At 56.1% G+C, this 15701-nt stretch carries 14 protein-coding genes and 3 tRNA genes; 2 read left to right on the top strand and 15 right to left on the bottom strand.

Annotated features, from left to right (window positions below; translation table 11 throughout):
- Positions 1–111: 111 nt before the first annotated feature.
- Positions 112–960 carry a carboxylating nicotinate-nucleotide diphosphorylase gene (gene nadC / locus ACM6JQ_RS07025; protein WP_007915269.1) on the top strand — a complete coding sequence of 283 codons (849 nt, stop codon included), beginning with the start codon at positions 112–114 and terminating at the stop codon, positions 958–960.
- 51 nt (positions 961–1011) lie between these two features.
- On the opposite strand, the gene ACM6JQ_RS07020 is transcribed toward nadC, so the two are convergent.
- Positions 1012–1311 (bottom strand): DUF6388 family protein, encoded by a 300-nt coding sequence (locus ACM6JQ_RS07020; RefSeq protein WP_095114218.1) that lies wholly within the window; start codon positions 1309–1311, stop codon positions 1012–1014.
- Between the two features lie 275 nt (positions 1312–1586).
- Here ACM6JQ_RS07020 and ACM6JQ_RS07015 point away from each other — a divergent pair, with 275 nt between their 5' ends.
- Positions 1587–2081 carry a hypothetical protein gene (locus ACM6JQ_RS07015; RefSeq protein ID WP_007915265.1) on the top strand — a complete coding sequence of 165 codons (495 nt, stop codon included), beginning with the start codon at positions 1587–1589 and terminating at the stop codon, positions 2079–2081.
- A 141-nt stretch (positions 2082–2222) separates the two neighbouring features.
- Here the strand turns inward: ACM6JQ_RS07015 and ACM6JQ_RS07010 are convergent, their stop codons facing one another.
- The 14 genes from ACM6JQ_RS07010 to glmM all read right to left on the bottom strand — a co-directional run bounded on the left by ACM6JQ_RS07010 (position 2223) and on the right by glmM (position 15699).
- The gene (locus ACM6JQ_RS07010; protein WP_414893464.1) at positions 2223–3383 is read right to left on the bottom strand and encodes an acyltransferase family protein; all 1161 of its coding nucleotides are present in this window, start codon (positions 3381–3383) and stop codon (positions 2223–2225) included.
- Between the two features lie 399 nt (positions 3384–3782).
- Positions 3783–3858 (bottom strand) — tRNA-Thr (locus tag ACM6JQ_RS07005).
- Positions 3859–3987: 129 nt separating this feature from the next.
- On the bottom strand, positions 3988–6093 hold the full coding sequence (pnp, locus tag ACM6JQ_RS07000; RefSeq protein WP_007915263.1) for a polyribonucleotide nucleotidyltransferase: 2106 nt from the start codon (positions 6091–6093) through the stop codon (positions 3988–3990).
- Between the two features lie 193 nt (positions 6094–6286).
- Positions 6287–6556 carry a 30S ribosomal protein S15 gene (gene rpsO, locus ACM6JQ_RS06995; protein ID WP_003177875.1) on the bottom strand — a complete coding sequence of 90 codons (270 nt, stop codon included), beginning with the start codon at positions 6554–6556 and terminating at the stop codon, positions 6287–6289.
- A 142-nt stretch (positions 6557–6698) separates the two neighbouring features.
- A complete protein-coding gene (gene truB / locus ACM6JQ_RS06990) occupies positions 6699–7616 on the bottom strand; it encodes a tRNA pseudouridine(55) synthase TruB (protein WP_053117035.1) in 918 nt (305 codons plus the stop codon).
- Between the two features lie 4 nt (positions 7617–7620).
- The gene (gene rbfA / locus ACM6JQ_RS06985) at positions 7621–8022 is read right to left on the bottom strand and encodes a 30S ribosome-binding factor RbfA (protein ID WP_007915259.1); all 402 of its coding nucleotides are present in this window, start codon (positions 8020–8022) and stop codon (positions 7621–7623) included.
- Between the two features lie 160 nt (positions 8023–8182).
- Positions 8183–10714, bottom strand: coding sequence for a translation initiation factor IF-2 (infB, locus tag ACM6JQ_RS06980; RefSeq protein WP_007915253.1), 2532 nt, complete (start codon positions 10712–10714; stop codon positions 8183–8185).
- A gap of 27 nt (positions 10715–10741) precedes the next feature.
- Positions 10742–12223 carry a transcription termination factor NusA gene (nusA, locus tag ACM6JQ_RS06975; RefSeq protein WP_007915252.1) on the bottom strand — a complete coding sequence of 494 codons (1482 nt, stop codon included), beginning with the start codon at positions 12221–12223 and terminating at the stop codon, positions 10742–10744.
- Positions 12224–12270: 47 nt separating this feature from the next.
- Positions 12271–12729, bottom strand: a complete 459-nt coding sequence (gene rimP / locus ACM6JQ_RS06970; RefSeq protein ID WP_007915250.1) for a ribosome maturation factor RimP — start codon at positions 12727–12729, stop codon at positions 12271–12273.
- A 139-nt stretch (positions 12730–12868) separates the two neighbouring features.
- Positions 12869–12945: transfer RNA gene (locus tag ACM6JQ_RS06965), tRNA-Met, on the bottom strand.
- 97 nt (positions 12946–13042) lie between these two features.
- Positions 13043–13128 (bottom strand) — tRNA-Leu (locus ACM6JQ_RS06960).
- Positions 13129–13149: 21 nt separating this feature from the next.
- A complete protein-coding gene (gene secG, locus ACM6JQ_RS06955; RefSeq protein WP_016986497.1) occupies positions 13150–13536 on the bottom strand; it encodes a preprotein translocase subunit SecG in 387 nt (128 codons plus the stop codon).
- A 4-nt stretch (positions 13537–13540) separates the two neighbouring features.
- A complete protein-coding gene (gene tpiA, locus ACM6JQ_RS06950) occupies positions 13541–14296 on the bottom strand; it encodes a triose-phosphate isomerase (protein WP_007915248.1) in 756 nt (251 codons plus the stop codon).
- 65 nt (positions 14297–14361) lie between these two features.
- The gene (gene glmM, locus ACM6JQ_RS06945; protein WP_064119464.1) at positions 14362–15699 is read right to left on the bottom strand and encodes a phosphoglucosamine mutase; all 1338 of its coding nucleotides are present in this window, start codon (positions 15697–15699) and stop codon (positions 14362–14364) included.
- Between the last annotated feature and the right edge of the window lie 2 nt (positions 15700–15701).

Raw genomic sequence — 15701 nt, 5'->3', positions numbered from 1 at the left:
CGGTTTTGCTCAAAGAAAATCGACCGGATGCAGGCTGCCACGCGCGTTCTCGCCTTGGGTTGGCTCGCGCCATGCCCCTATAATCGAACCACTTTGTTTGTGGAGCCCGTTATGCCGAATCTACGTCTCGCCGATTTGACCGCCGAAATCGAAGCCAACGTGCGCCGTGCGTTGCTCGAAGACATCGGCAGCGGCGACATTACCGCGCAACTGATCCCGGCCGAACGTCTGGCCAAAGCCACCATCATCACTCGCGACGCGGCTGTCATCTGCGGCACCGCTTGGGTCGATGCAGTGTTTCGCCAGCTTGATCCGCGGGTCGCGGTGCACTGGCAAGTGATCGATGGCGAGCGGGTAAAGCCCAATCAACCGCTATTTCATCTGGAAGGCCCGGCCCGTTCGCTGCTGACCGGTGAACGCAGTGCGCTGAACTTCCTGCAACTGCTGTCCGGTGTGGCCACGCGCGCGCAGTACCTGGCCGATTTCGTCGGCACCACTCAGGTCAAGTTGCTCGACACCCGAAAAACCCTGCCAGGCCTGCGGTTGGCGCAGAAATACGCGGTGACCTGCGGTGGCTGCCACAACCATCGCATCGGTCTGTACGACGCGTTCCTGATCAAGGAAAACCACATCGCCGCCAGCGGTGGCATCCCGCAGGCCATTGCCGCCGCGCACAAGATTGCGCCGGGCAAACCGGTGGAAGTCGAAGTGGAAAGTCTGGAGGAGCTGAAAGAGGCACTGGCCGCCGGCGCTGACATCATCATGCTCGATGAACTGAGCCTGGATGACATGCGCGAAGCCGTGCGCCTGAACGGCGGCAAGGCGAAACTGGAAGCCAGCGGCGGCATCAACGAAAGCACACTGCTGCCGATCGCCGAAACCGGGGTGGACTACATCTCGATCGGCGCGATGACCAAGGATGTCAAAGCGGTGGACCTGTCGATGCGCTTGAGCCTCTGAAGGATTCACGCAATAAAAAACGCCAGCCCGGTTGAGGCTGGCGTTTTTGTTTCAGACCACCAGATTATTCATCTCGCAGTACTCGTCCCACTCGACACCCAGCACTTCGGCCGCCTCTTTGTGCAGCACAAGGCGCTGTGCCTCGAACTCCTGCGGCGTGCTCGTGTACTTGAGTGTCAGCTCCCACGGCTGCAGGCCCTGGGCTTCGGCCTCGTCTTCGAAGGCCCACTGAATCTGATCTTTCTGATCATCGGGACTGAGATCCTTGATCTCTTCCTTCAGGTCCGGTACGTCCAGAATGTACTTTTCCAGCGCTTGTTCGTGACGTTGCTCTTGAGTTAATTCGGTCATGGCGTTCTCGCTGATCGTAAGAATGGAGGATGGATCTGGATCATCAAGGATCTCTCTGACGCGGATTTTTCCGGCCTTCGGAACCATTCGGGATCATCTGAAAACTGCTGGGCGATGCTCATGCAGGCACCGAATATAGGACGTTTGCATGACGAATTACACGGCTCTTTACATCTCTCGCACAAAAAGTTGACCTGCGGAACATAAATGCGGATTTCGAGTCATAGCGATGTGCCACTTCGGCACGTCTCCGCTGTTCACAAGGAAAACCAGTGATGCGCAGCTTTTCGAAGATTCTCTCTGTTGTGCCCGCTACCGCGCTGATGGCTGTTCTGGCCCTGCCTGCAAACGCAATGGCTGTCGAGTTGAGCAGTAGCAGTTCCTCCTACGGCGACAAGGTTGCCCTGATTCACAACGATTACGGCAAAGATGTCGTCATCAGAAGCGACATCAGCGTCGACGAACTGCAAAAAATGCGCGACACGATCAGTGACCAGTCGCGGCAGATCGAAGAGCTCAAACGCAGCAACGGTTCGAACTCCAGCTCCAGCGGCAAGGAAATCGATGATCTGAAAAACAAGGTCAAAGACCAGGACCGTGAACTGGACACGCTAGGTCGTCAGGTCGAAGACCTCAAGCGCAACAGTGGCTCCAGTTCCAACTCGAACAGCAGCGAGATTTCGAATCTGAAGCAGAAAATCAACGATCAGGATCGGGCGATGGATCAGCTCAAACGTACCGTCGAGGATCTGAGCCGCAAGGTAAAGTAGAGAAAATGGTGTTGAGACAGGAACCTCAACCCAGACGGAAAACCCCAGCATCTATTGGATAAATAGCGCCAAGGGGCTTATTGATGAAGCGATGGCTCTCCACTGGAGAGCCATTGCGCAAAGAACACCGACTGTTAGAAATCAGCTCACATTCTGAAGTTGAGCTCCCTGCGTGGCGACTTCCTGTTCCTTTGGTTTCTTATTGGATCGCAGCAGACGCTGAGCTGGCTTCTCGATCATCAGGTAGCTGGCCGACGCCAAGAACAGCAACGCAGAAAAATACATAAGTGGGGTGACTTGCAAATCCTTTGAAAACGAGTAAGCGAACACCTTCAGTAAGACTTGATGAATCATGTAAATTGAAAAGCTGATTTCGCCGAGATAAACCAAAACCCGGTTACTAAGGATAGAGCCAACAACTCCACGACCAGAGGCTACCGCTCCAATCAGTATTGCAAACACCCAGGCTGAACCCATTGTATTTGCCATAAGTCTTGGAGATTCAAAGTCACCTAGATAGCTAATAGCATGTTCGGCACCGTAACAAATCCACCATGCTGCAAACAAGACAGCTACTATCTCGACTGCGCTCCAGACCAAATATGATGCCTCGTAGTTTCGGATGTATTTATCCCAAACCACCCAGAGCGACATGCCTAGAACAAACTCAACACCACGAAACAAAGGATTGGAGTAAGCCGCATAAAACATATTAATGCCGACTTCCTGACCTGTTTGCGTCTTGGAAAATGCGGTCATTGCAAAGACGAAAGCAGTTGAAATAAAAATGGCGACAAGAAGTTTGATTGCCCAGTTCTTTCTTATTCCGATTACAAGAAACGGAAACGCAAGATAGAAAAAAACTTCGGTTGAAATGCTCCACGACACGGCATTCCAGGAAAACATGATCTTGTCAAAGGGGAATATTGACTGCATCAGCGTCAGATTCAAGGCTAGCTGAACTGACTTAGCAAATAGCCCTTCCCCGTCGAAGGTAATTGCATCTGGACGCACGAACATCACGAGGAAACACAATGCGAATATATGGACCGGCCAGAGCCTGGCAAGGCGATCACGAATAAAGCCAAAGTATCCCGATGGCTTTTTTGATGTGTAAACGTGCGTCAGAATAAATCCTGACAGAACAAAAAAGAAACTAACTCCATGCGTCAGGAAGGATGGAACCCCTGCGAACCATGGGTAAAACATAACTGAGTGCCAAACGACAATCATGAATGCGGCGAAGAATCTTAAGCTCGTTAATGGCTTTAGGTTTTCTATTGGCTTGCGGTTGGTGGACATCATCTAATTTCTCTTTTTATCCGGCTCCGAAGAACCTCGTCACTGAGTGCGCGTCCAGCACACACACTTCCATGCGAAAAGCGAGCGGATAATATCTGCTCGCCATCATTACCGGTAGGAAAATTAGAAGCAATGCGACGGAATCGTCACGCTCCCTTGCGCCATCCCGTCGGGGTCACGCCCCTCCGCTACGTTCTTCGAGGCATCGACAGATATTCGAAAGCATTTGTTTGATTCCGGTTTCGTACCGAGCCGGCGCATGAGGACTGCTTTCTGCCTGGACAGCCCTCCGCAACAGGGCCTGCGCGGCACGCAACGAAAGAGCGAAAGAAAAAGGCCGCGTTGGACGGCCTGTTTTGGGCGGGTGTGAGAGTCGCCGAACGCCGACGAACGTTGATGTGGTGCCCGAGACAGGAATCGAACCTGCGACCTTCGCGTTACGAGTGCGCTGCTCTACCGGCTGAGCTACACGGGCGGTGGGCTAAACCTAGCACCGGTCTTGAAGTCCGGCAACTTCGCAGAATGTCCCGATATTTCGCAGACAAAAAAATGCCCCGCCGTTTTCACGGCGGGGCATTTTTATTGCGCTAACGCTTTGGGCTGATTAAACGCCCGAAGCCTTGGCTGCTGCCACGTCTTTGATGGACAGCTTGATACGGCCGCGGTTGTCCACGTCCAGTACCAGCACTTCCACTTCCTGGCCTTCTTTCAGGATGTCGGTCACTTTCTCTACGCGAGCGTCGCTCAGCATCGAGATGTGCACCAGACCGTCCTTGCCCGGCAGGATGTTGACGAATGCGCCGAAGTCGACGATGCGCTCAACCTTGCCCACGTAGATCTTGCCGATCTCGGCTTCAGCGGTGATACCCAGAACGCGCTGACGTGCAGCTTCAGCGGCTTCCTTGGTTTCGCCGAAGATCTTGATCGAACCGTCGTCTTCGATGTCGATCGAAGCCTTGGTTTCTTCGCAGATCGCACGGATGGTCGCGCCACCTTTACCGATAACGTCACGGATCTTGTCGGTGTCGATTTTCATCGCGATCATGGTCGGAGCGTTGGCCGACAGTTCGGTACGCGACTGGCCGATGATCTGGTTCATCTGACCGAGGATATTCAGGCGCGCTTCCAGGGCTTGGCCCAGAGCGATTTCCATGATCTCTTCGGTGATGCCCTTGATCTTGATGTCCATCTGCAGCGCAGTAACGCCTTTGGCGGTACCGGCTACTTTGAAGTCCATGTCGCCCAGGTGGTCTTCGTCACCAAGGATGTCGGTCAGGACGGCAAATTTCTCGCCTTCTTTAACCAGACCCATGGCGATACCGGCAACCGGTGCTTTCATCGGCACACCAGCGTCCATCAGGGCCAGGGAAGCGCCGCAAACGGAAGCCATCGAGCTAGAACCGTTGGATTCGGTGATTTCCGAAACCACACGGATGGTGTACGGGAACACGTCAGCGGCTGGTAGCATGGCCGAAACCGAACGACGGGCCAGACGGCCGTGACCGATTTCACGACGACCAGCGCCACCCATGCGACCACACTCGCCCACCGAGAACGGAGGGAAGTTGTAGTGCAGCATGAACGGGTCTTTTTTCTCGCCTTCCAGGGTGTCCAGCAGCTGTGCGTCACGGGCGGTGCCCAGAGTCGCGACTACCAGAGCCTGGGTTTCACCACGGGTGAACAGCGCCGAACCGTGAGTCTTCGGCAGAACGCCGACTTCGATGTTCAGCGGACGTACGGTTTTGGTGTCGCGACCGTCGATACGTGGCTTGCCGTTAACGATGTTTTCGCGAACGGTGCGGTATTCGATTTCGCCGAAAGCGGCTTTGACTTCGCTGGAAGAAGGCTGGCCTTCTTCACCGGACAGCTTGGCAACGACTTGATCCTTCAGCTCGCCCAGACGCGCATAACGGTCGGCCTTGACGGTGATGGTGTAAGCCTGGGAGATCGCCTCGCCGAACTCGGCACGGATAGCGCCCAGCAGTTCGGTGGCTTCTGGCGCAGGAGCCCAGGTCCAGGTTGGCTTGGCAGCTTCGGCAGCCAGTTCTTTAACCGCGTTGATCACAACCTGGAACTCGTCGTGAGCAAACAGTACCGCGCCCAGCATCTGGTCTTCGGTCAGCTCTTTGGCTTCCGATTCAACCATCAGTACGGCGTCGGAAGTACCGGCAACGACCATGTCCAGGCTCGAAGCTGCTTGCTGCTCGTAAGTCGGGTTCAGCAGGTAGCCGGTGCTTTCGTGGAAAGCTACGCGAGCGGCGCCGATCGGGCCGTCGAACGGAATGCCCGAGATGGCCAGGGCAGCCGAGGTACCGATCATCGCAGCGATGTCCGGATCGGTCTTTTTGCTGGTGGAAACGACGGTGCAGACAACCTGCACTTCGTTCATGAAGCCTTCTGGGAACAGCGGACGGATCGGACGGTCGATCAGTCGGGAAGTCAGGGTTTCTTTCTCGGAAGGACGGCCTTCACGCTTGAAGAAACCGCCAGGGATCTTACCGGCAGCGTAAGTCTTTTCCTGGTAGTGAACCGACAGAGGGAAGAAGCCCTTGCCTGGATCGGCTTGTTTTGCACCGACTACAGTCACCAATACGCTGACGTCGTCGTCAACGGTGACCAATACTGCGCCGGAGGCCTGACGGGCGATACGGCCAGTCTCGAGGGTAACGGTCGATTGACCGAACTGGAATTTTTTGATTACCGGGTTCACGGTGTCCTACCTTCTTTGTGGCTCTTGGGGGAACTGGTTTCTTGCGAATTCTTGGGCAATGTCGGGAATCGGCCCAACGCCTGTCCAGGGTAAAACGTGTATCCAGATAAAACTTGAGGCTGGGAGCCTGCAAGCCGTCGGCGGTAAACCGCAGACGTCCGACAGACAACCAACCTCATAGCGCAATCGCTGATTAGCGACGCAGACCCAGGCGACCGATCAGAGTCTGATAACGACCCAGATCCTTGCCTTTCAGGTAGTCCAGCAGCTTGCGACGCTGGTTTACCATGCGGATCAGACCACGACGGGAGTGGTGATCTTTACCGTTGGCCTTGAAGTGACCTTGCAGCTTGTTGATGTTGTGGGTCAGCAGTGCAACTTGCACTTCTGGCGAACCAGTGTCACCAACAGCTTGCTGGTAGTCAGCAACGATTTGAGCTTTTTCTTGAACGTCGAGAGCCATGAGGCAATCCTTTTATCAGGAAGCTGTTTCAAAGAAACAACTTCAACAGGCCAGGGACAAATCCCTGTATCTATAAATGAGTAGTGACCGTGCCTGTTGACAGCCACCCTCGCCAGCCTGCTTTGACACAGACCGGTTTCGGTCATTCCGACCGAATCAGTCGACGTGGCGCAATGCGCCCGTCTTCGCTCACTTCACCGATACCGATGAAGCGACCATTGTGATCCTGTACCCGCACCATGCCGAACTTCGGAGCATCCGGGGCACGCACCGGCTGGCCGTTGAGCCAGTAGAACGCGCTCGCTTCCGAGAAGTGCAGCAGTGGCCAATCCTGCAGGCCGCTGTCCGATGGCATCAGGAAGCGATCAACCGCTTCGTTGCCGCCTTCGGCATGAACCGCTTCAAGCTCTTCGAGGGTCACGGTCTGCGCCAGGGTGAAAGGCCCGGCCTGGGTACGGCGCAATTCAGCGACGTACGCACCACAACCGAGTTGCTCACCGATATCCTCCACCAGGGTGCGAATATAGGTGCCTTTGCTGCAATCCACCGCAAGTCGCGCAGTATCGCCTTCGAAGGCCAGTAATTCCAAGCGCGCAATAGTAACAGAACGCGGTTCGCGCTCCACTACTTCGCCTGCACGCGCCAACTTGTACAGCGGCTGGCCATCACGCTTGAGCGCCGAGTACATCGGCGGTATCTGACTGATTTGCCCACGAAATTTCGGCAATGCTGCTTCTACATCGGTGCGACCAACGGTCACCGGGCGCTCCTGCAAAACTTCACCTTCGGCATCCGCCGTGGTGGTGGTCTTGCCCAGCTGCGCCAGGGTTTCATAAGCCTTGTCGGAATCGAGCAGGTACTGCGAGAACTTGGTGGCCTCACCAAAGCACAACGGCAAGACACCGGTGGCCAATGGATCGAGGCTGCCGGTGTGACCGGCCTTCTCGGCATTGAGCAGCCAGCGAACCTTCTGCAACGCGGCGTTGGAGGTGAACCCCAACGGCTTGTCGAGCAAGATGATACCGCTGACGTTACGACGGATACGTTTGACCTGAGCCACCGAATTACTCCTTGGTGTCTTCAGGTTCAGCAGCGACCGGATGCTGATTGTCTTCAGCCACGGCACGCTCGATCAGGGCCGACAGGTGCGCACCACGGACAACGGATTCGTCGTAGTGGAAGTGCAATTGCGGCACGCTGCGCAGTTTCATTTCACGGGCCAGTTGCATCCGCAGGAAACCTGCGGCGGCATTCAGCACCTTGATGCTTTGCGCGATATCTTCGGCGTTGTCCTGGCCCATCACGGTGATGAAGATCTTCGCGTGACCAACGTCACGGCTGACTTCTACTGCGGTAATGGTGACCAGGCCGACGCGCGGGTCTTTGACTTCGCGACGGATCAGTTGAGCCAGCTCGCGCTGCATCTGATCGCCGATACGTTGGGTACGGCTGTATTCTTTTGCCATGATTTTGTTACCTGTTACTGCCCCGCGGCGAAACCCGCAAGGTCTGAAAGCGGCAAACGCCCGGCCTGACAAAAGCCAGACCGGGCGTTGCGTTTAGAGTCCGGGTGATGCGCCACACTGTTGAGTGCGGCCGACCATCACGGCTCCTGAAGTGCGCGAGTTAGAGGCTGCGAGCAACCTGAACCTTCTCGAAGACTTCGATCTTGTCGCCGACTTTGACGTCGTTGTAGCTCTTCACGCCGATACCGCATTCCATGCCGGCACGTACTTCGGAAGCGTCATCCTTGAAGCGGCGCAGGGATTCCAGCTCGCCTTCGAAGATAACGATGTCTTCACGCAGTACACGGATCGGACGGTTACGGTGCACAACACCTTCGATCACCATGCAACCAGCGATCGCGCCAAACTTCGGCGAACGGAACACGTCACGCACTTCGGCCACACCCAGGATGTTCTCGCGAACATCGCTGCCGAGCATGCCGGTCAGGGCTTTCTTGACGTCTTCGATGATGTCGTAGATCACGTTGTAGTAACGCATGTCCAGACCTTCCTGCTCGACGATCTTCCGTGCGCCAGCATCGGCACGCACGTTGAAGCCGAACAGTACAGCGTTGGAAGCCAGTGCCAGGTTAGCGTCGGACTCGGTGATACCACCAACGCCGCCGCCCACTACGCGCACTTGTACTTCGTCGTTGCCCAGGCCATTCAAGGCACCGTTCAACGCTTCCAGCGAACCACGGACGTCGGACTTGAGGACGATGTTGAGCGTCTTCTTCTCGGCCTGACCCATGTTTTCGAAGATGTTTTCCAGCTTGCCAGCATGAGCGCGAGCCAATTTGACTTCGCGGAACTTGCCTTGACGGAACAGAGCCACTTCACGGGCTTTCTTCTCGTCGGCAACCACGCTCATCTCGTCGCCAGCGTCCGGAGTACCGTCCAGGCCGAGGATCTCGACAGGGATGGAAGGACCGGCTTCCTTGATTGGCTTGCCGTTCTCGTCGAGCATGGCACGCACACGGCCATAGTTCGAACCGACCAGGACCATGTCGCCTTGGCGCAGGGTACCGTCTTGAACCAGAACGGTTGCAACCGGGCCACGACCTTTGTCGAGACGCGATTCAACCACAACGCCACGGCCAGGAGCCGATGGAGTTGCTTTCAGTTCGAGAACTTCAGCTTGCAGCAGAACGGCTTCAAGCAGCTCGTCCACGCCAGTACCGACTTTCGCCGACACCGGTACGAACGGCGTATCACCGCCCCACTCTTCGGAAGTCACGCCGTGAACCGACAGCTCGCTACGGATGCGATCAAGATCGGCGCCCGGCTTGTCGATTTTGTTCACTGCAACAACCAGTGGAACACCAGCCGCTACTGCGTGCTGAACAGCTTCAATGGTCTGCGGCATCACGCCATCGTCCGCTGCAACCACCAGAATCACGATGTCGGTCGCCTTGGCACCACGAGCACGCATTGCGGTAAACGCAGCGTGACCCGGGGTATCGAGGAAGGTGACCATGCCGCGTTCGGTTTCAACGTGGTATGCACCGATGTGCTGGGTGATACCACCGGCTTCGCCAGCAGCTACCTTGGCACGACGGATGTAGTCGAGCAGGGAAGTTTTACCGTGGTCAACGTGGCCCATTACGGTCACGACTGGCGCACGGGAGAACGACTCACCTTCAAACTTCAGGGACTCGGCCAGGGAATCTTCCAGAGCGGTGTCGCTGACCAGGGTCACTTTGTGGCCCAGTTCTTCGGCTACCAGTTGAGCAGTTTCCTGATCAAGCACCTGGTTGATGGTCGCTGGAGTACCCAGTTTGAACATGAACTTGATGATTTCAGCAGCCTTGACCGACATCTGATTGGCGAGATCGCCAACAGTGATGGTCTCACCGATCTGCACATCACGCACGACAGGGCCGGTTGGGCTCTGGAAACCGTGGGCGTTGCGCTTCTTCAGCTTGGCCTTGCCGCGACCACCGCGACGGAAGCCATCGCTTTCTTCGTCGGTAGTGCGTGGCGCCACACGTGGAGCCGGCGCTTTTTCTTTGACCGATGCGCGATGCGGAGCGTTTTTGCGCTCGCCATCACCACCACCGCTGCGACGATTGTTGTCGTCGGCACGCGGCTTGTCAGGACGGCGCTGTTCGTTCTGCTTGTTGCGAACATCAGCAGACGGAGCTGGAGCAGCGGCAACCACCGGCGCGCTTTCGCGAACAGGTTCGGCAGCTGCAGCCGGCGCCGCAACGGCGTCGCTGGTAGCGGTCTGCGCAGCAGCAGGCTGGCGGCGCGCTTCTTCTTCGGCGCGCTGCTTGGCTTCTTCTTCAGCCTTCTGACGAGCAGCATTTTCTACTGCGCGACGCTCATCCAGTTCACGCTTGCGTTCGGCTTCGATTTCTTCCGGGCTACGCTGTACGAAAACTTTCTTTTTGCGAACTTCTACGCTGATGCTTTTGCTACCAGCCACACGCAGGGTGCTGGTGGTTTTACGCTGCAGCGTGATCTTGCGTGGTTCTTCCACTTTCGCCTTGTGGCTGCTTTTCAAGTGAGTCAGCAGGGACTGCTTCTCACTGTCAGTCACATTTTCTTCGGCGGCGGTGTGCGGCAGACCTGCCTCACGCATCTGCTGCAACAGGCGCTCTACCGGTGTTTTGACCTCATCGGCCAGTTGTTTCACCGTGACTTGCGTCATGCACTTCTCTCCTCAGGCCGCGCCTAATTACTCGAACCAGTGGGCTCGGGCGGCCATGATCAACTTGCCGGCACGATCATCGTCAATGCCGTCGATGTCGAGCAGGTCGTCAATAGACTGCTCGGCCAGGTCTTCGCGGGTAATTACGCCGCGCACCGCCAGTTCCATCGCCAAATCCTTGTCCATACCCTCAAGCGAGAGCAGGTCTTCGGCCGGATGGGCGTCTGCCAGCTTTTCCTCAGTAGCGATGGCTTTGGTCAACAAACGATCCTTGGCACGAGCGCGAAGCTCGTTGACGGTATCTTCGTCAAAGCCGTCGATGTTGAGCATTTCTTCCAACGGTACGTAGGCAATCTCTTCCAGGCTGGTGAAGCCTTCATCTACCAGCACCTGTGCCAGGTCTTCGTCGACTTCCAGCTCGTCGATGAAGTTGCGCAGGATGTCGCCGGTTTCTGCTTGCTGCTTAGCCTGGATGTCCGATTCGGTCATCACGTTCAGGGTCCAGCCAGTCAATTGGCTGGCCAGACGCACGTTCTGACCACCGCGACCGATGGCCTGAGCCAGATTGTCTGCGCCAACGGCGATGTCCATTGCATGGGCATCTTCGTCAACGATAATTGCCGCAACCTCAGCCGGGGACATGGCGTTGATCACGAACTGAGCCGGGTTGTCATCCCAGAGGACGATATCAACACGCTCACCGCCCAACTCACCCGACACTGCCTGGACGCGCGAACCGCGCATACCGATGCAAGCGCCCTGCGGGTCGATGCGTTTGTCCTTGGAGCGGACGGCGATCTTGGCGCGCGAACCCGGATCACGGGACGCTGCCATTACTTCGATCAGGCCTTCGGCAATTTCCGGCACTTCGATGCGGAACAGCTCGATCAGCATTTCCGGCGCGGTACGCGACAGGATCAGCTGCGGGCCGCGGTTCTCGGTGCGGATTTCCTTGAGCAGCGCACGCAGACGCACGCCGACACGGAAAGTTTCGCGAGAAATGATGTCTTCACGGGCCAGCAACGCTTCAGCGTTGTTACCCAGATCGACGATCACGTTGTCGCGGGTGACTTTTTTCACGGTGCCGGAGATGATTTCTCCCAGGCGCTCGCGATAAGCGTCGACCACTTGAGCGCGCTCGGCTTCGCGAACTTTCTGCACGATGACTTGCTTTGCAGTCTGCGCAGCGATGCGGCCGAACTCGATGGATTCGATCTTTTCTTCAACGACGTCGCCAACCTTGGCACCTGGATGCGTTTCAGCAACCTTGGTTGGCCAGGTTTCGATGGCCGGATCGTCGAGATCATTCTCTTCGACGACCGTCCAGCGACGGAAAGTTTCGTAAGAACCGGTGTGGCGGTTAATTTCCACACGCAGGTCAACTTCGTCTTCAAAACGCTTTTTGGTAGCAGTGGCCAGAGCCAGCTCCAGCGCTTCAAAAATTACGCTCGCCGGTACGCCCTTTTCATTGGATACCGACTCAACAACCAGCAGTACTTCTTTGCTCATCGTACGCCTCGCCTTTCGCAAGCCATTGGATCCGCGGGATCCGCGTCTCAGTCAAAACTGGGAATAATGTTGGCCTTGTCGATCATATCGATCGGCAACAGGAACTCATGGTCATCTACCTGCACCACGACATCCTGTTCTTCTACACCGCGCAGAAGGCCCTGAAAGTTGCGTCGACCTTCAAAAGGCGAGCGCAGCTTGATCTTCACTTGTTCACCGGCAAATTTTGCAAACTGCTCAAGAGTGAACAGTGGGCGCTCCATGCCAGGCGAGGAAACTTCGAGGGTGTATTCAACGGAGATAGGATCTTCAACATCCAGTACACCGCTGATCTGACGGCTGACAATGGCGCAATCGTCCACCAGCACGCCGCCCTCTTTATCGATATAAACGCGCAACATCGAGTGACGACCCTGAGCCGAAAACTCGATACCCCAGCATTCATAGCCCAGGGCCACGACCACCGGGGCCAGCAAGGCCTGCAACTCTTCTAGCTTGCTCGACACCTGAACCCCCTAGTGCATGATATGTGCATGCTTTGCAAAATAAAAAAATGGGCTAAACGCCCATCCTTGAAACGCCGTCGAACAGCGGCGTTGAAAGTGTCCAGCTAACAAAAAGCCCCTTAAAAGGGGCTCCTTAAACTGGTTGCGGGGGCCGGATTTGAACCGACGACCTTCGGGTTATGAGCCCGACGAGCTACCAGACTGCTCCACCCCGCGACAAAGCTGGGGCGGAAGTATACGACCGATCCCTTATAGGGTCAATGTAACCTTCCACCTGCAAGAAAGCCCGCAACAGCGGGCTCTCCTGACTAATTGGTACCGAGAAGGGGACTCGAACCCCTACACCCTATGGGCACAACCACCTCAAGGTTGCGTGTCTACCAATTCCACCACCTCGGCAAAACTACGTTTGAAACCTTCTTACTTCTGCTCTTGAGCTGGAGGTACGTCAGTCGCTGGAGTAGCCGACTTTTGCTCTTGAAGCACCGGGACATCATCAGAAGCCGGTTGTTGCTGCTTAGGTACTTCCAACACTGCTGGATTTGGGAGACCTGCCTGAGTCAGCTGATGAGCCTTCTCTTTAGCAAAGTAACCTAACCCCAAGCTGGTTATGAAGAAACCGGCGGCAAGTATAGCAGTAAACTTACTAAGAAAGGTAGAGGAACCTTGGCTTCCGAACACAGTATTTGAAGCACCTGCTCCGAAAGACGCGCCAGCGTCCGCACCCTTACCCTGCTGCAGCAAAACCAGAGCAACTACGCCCAATGCACCCAGCAGATGAAAAACGACTACGACTGTTTCCAGCATTTTTTCAGTTTCCCGCGGCGCGACAGATCGCACCGAACTCATCTGCATTCAGGGAAGCTCCACCAATGAGCCCCCCATCGATATCCGGCATGCCGAACAGTTCGACCGCATTGGCCGCCTTCACGCTGCCGCCGTATAGAAGCCGCACACCTCGTGCGACTTCAGAATTCTCTGCCGCCAACTGCTCGCGAATGGCTTTATGCACATCCTGAGCCTGTTGCGGCGTTGCAGTCAGTCCGGTACCAATGGCCCAGACAGGCTCGTAAGCAATGACTGCCTTGGCAAAGGCACCTACACCCAGCTCCTCAATGATACTGCCCAGCTGACGCCCGACAACCTCAAGAGTTTTCCCGGCTTCGCGCTGCTCGAGAGTCTCCCCTACGCACAACACCGGAATCAAGCCGCATGCCTGTGCCGCTGCGAACTTGCGATTCAGCATACCGTCTCGCTCGCCCATTATCTGGCGGCGTTCGGAGTGCCCGACAAGTACCAGGGAACAACCTGCATCCACCAACTGACTCGGAGCAATTTCACCGGTCAATGCACCTTGCATGGCTTCCACCGCAGAATTCTGCGCACCGACCGAAATCGATTTGCCTTTCAAGCCATCAATCACTTGATTGATATACAAGCAAGGCGGAAATACCGCGACATCAACACCGCTTGGCAAGGCCAGATGACGAAGGCCGTTGATCAGCTCAGCGACGCTGGCGCGGGTACCGTGCATCTTCCAGTTACCAGCTACCATAGGGCGACGCATGCTGTACCTCGTCGGTCAAAGTGGGCGCAGATGTTACCCAACACAATCATGGCTTGCAAGCCGAATCAGGCAGAAACTTCAGTTACCAGTTTTGCCAGCTCTTCGGCATAGTTACGAACCTGAGTTTCGTCCTCGCCTTCGACCATTACGCGCACCAGAGGCTCTGTCCCGGACTTGCGCAAAAGCACACGACCGCGCCCGGCCATTGCCTGGGTTACACGCGCACTGGCTTCCTTGACAGCCGGGTGTTCCAACGGACTTTCGCCACCACCGAAACGCACATTGATCAGTACCTGAGGACACTTGCGCAAAGCCTGACGTGTTTGCGCCAGTCCTTCATTGCGGGTCTTCAGTGCCATCAGCACTTGCAAAGCCGCGATGATCGCATCACCGGTTGTGGTGTGATTGAAGCAAACGATATGCCCCGAATTCTCGCCACCGACCAGCCAATTGCGCTCAAGCAGTTCGGCGATCACGTAGCGGTCGCCGACATTGGCACGAATGAACGGAATCGAAAGATCGGCCAGCGCCAACTCCAGACCCAGGTTGCTCATCAATGTACCGACCACGCCGCCCTGCAATTTGCCACGCTCATGCAGATCACGAGCGATGATGAACAACAATTCGTCGCCATCAACGATGGCGCCCGTGTGATCGACCATCAAAACCCGATCACCGTCGCCATCAAAGGCAATACCTAGATCAGCATGTTCAGCCAGTACCGCCGCCTGCAGCTGCCCCATATGGGTCGAGCCGCAATTCTCGTTGATGTTCAGACCGTTAGGCTGGGCCGACAGTACGACGACTTCTGCACCCAGCTCCCGGAAGACACTCGGAGCCACTTTATAGGTCGCGCCGTGCGCACAGTCGATGACTATTTTGAGGCCGGAAAAACTGGTACCGGTTGGCACACTGCTCTTGCAAAATTCGATGTAGCGACCCGATGCGTCGTTGATCCGCGAAACCTTGCCGATTTTGCTCGACTCGACCACGGTCATCGGAGTATCGAGCAATTCCTCGATCATCAACTCCAGCTCATCCGGCAGCTTTGTGCCCTTACCGGAGAAAAATTTGATGCCGTTATCGTCATGCGGGTTGTGCGAGGCACTGATCACGATACCGGCCTCAGCCTGGAAGGTGCGCGACAGATATGCGATAGCCGGCGTCGGCATAGGGCCTAGCAGCATCACATCAGCGCCCGCCGATGTCAGGCCGGCCTCGAGTGCCGACTCGAACATATAACCGGAAATCCGCGTGTCCTTGCCGACCAACACCTTGCAGGCGCCCATCTTGCGAAAGGCCATGCCGGCCGCCCAGCCGAGCTTGAGCATGAAGTCAGGAGTAATCGGGTATTCACCGACTCGACCACGAATGCCGTCAGTACCAAAGTATTTCTTGCTCATAA

Source organism: Pseudomonas sp. IT-232MI5 (assembly GCF_949767845.1).
In the GTDB taxonomy this organism is placed as follows: Bacteria; Pseudomonadota; Gammaproteobacteria; order Pseudomonadales; family Pseudomonadaceae; genus Aquipseudomonas.
The sequence above is the reverse complement of the archived record's forward strand: the minus strand, read 5'-3'. Positions and strand labels throughout refer to the sequence as shown.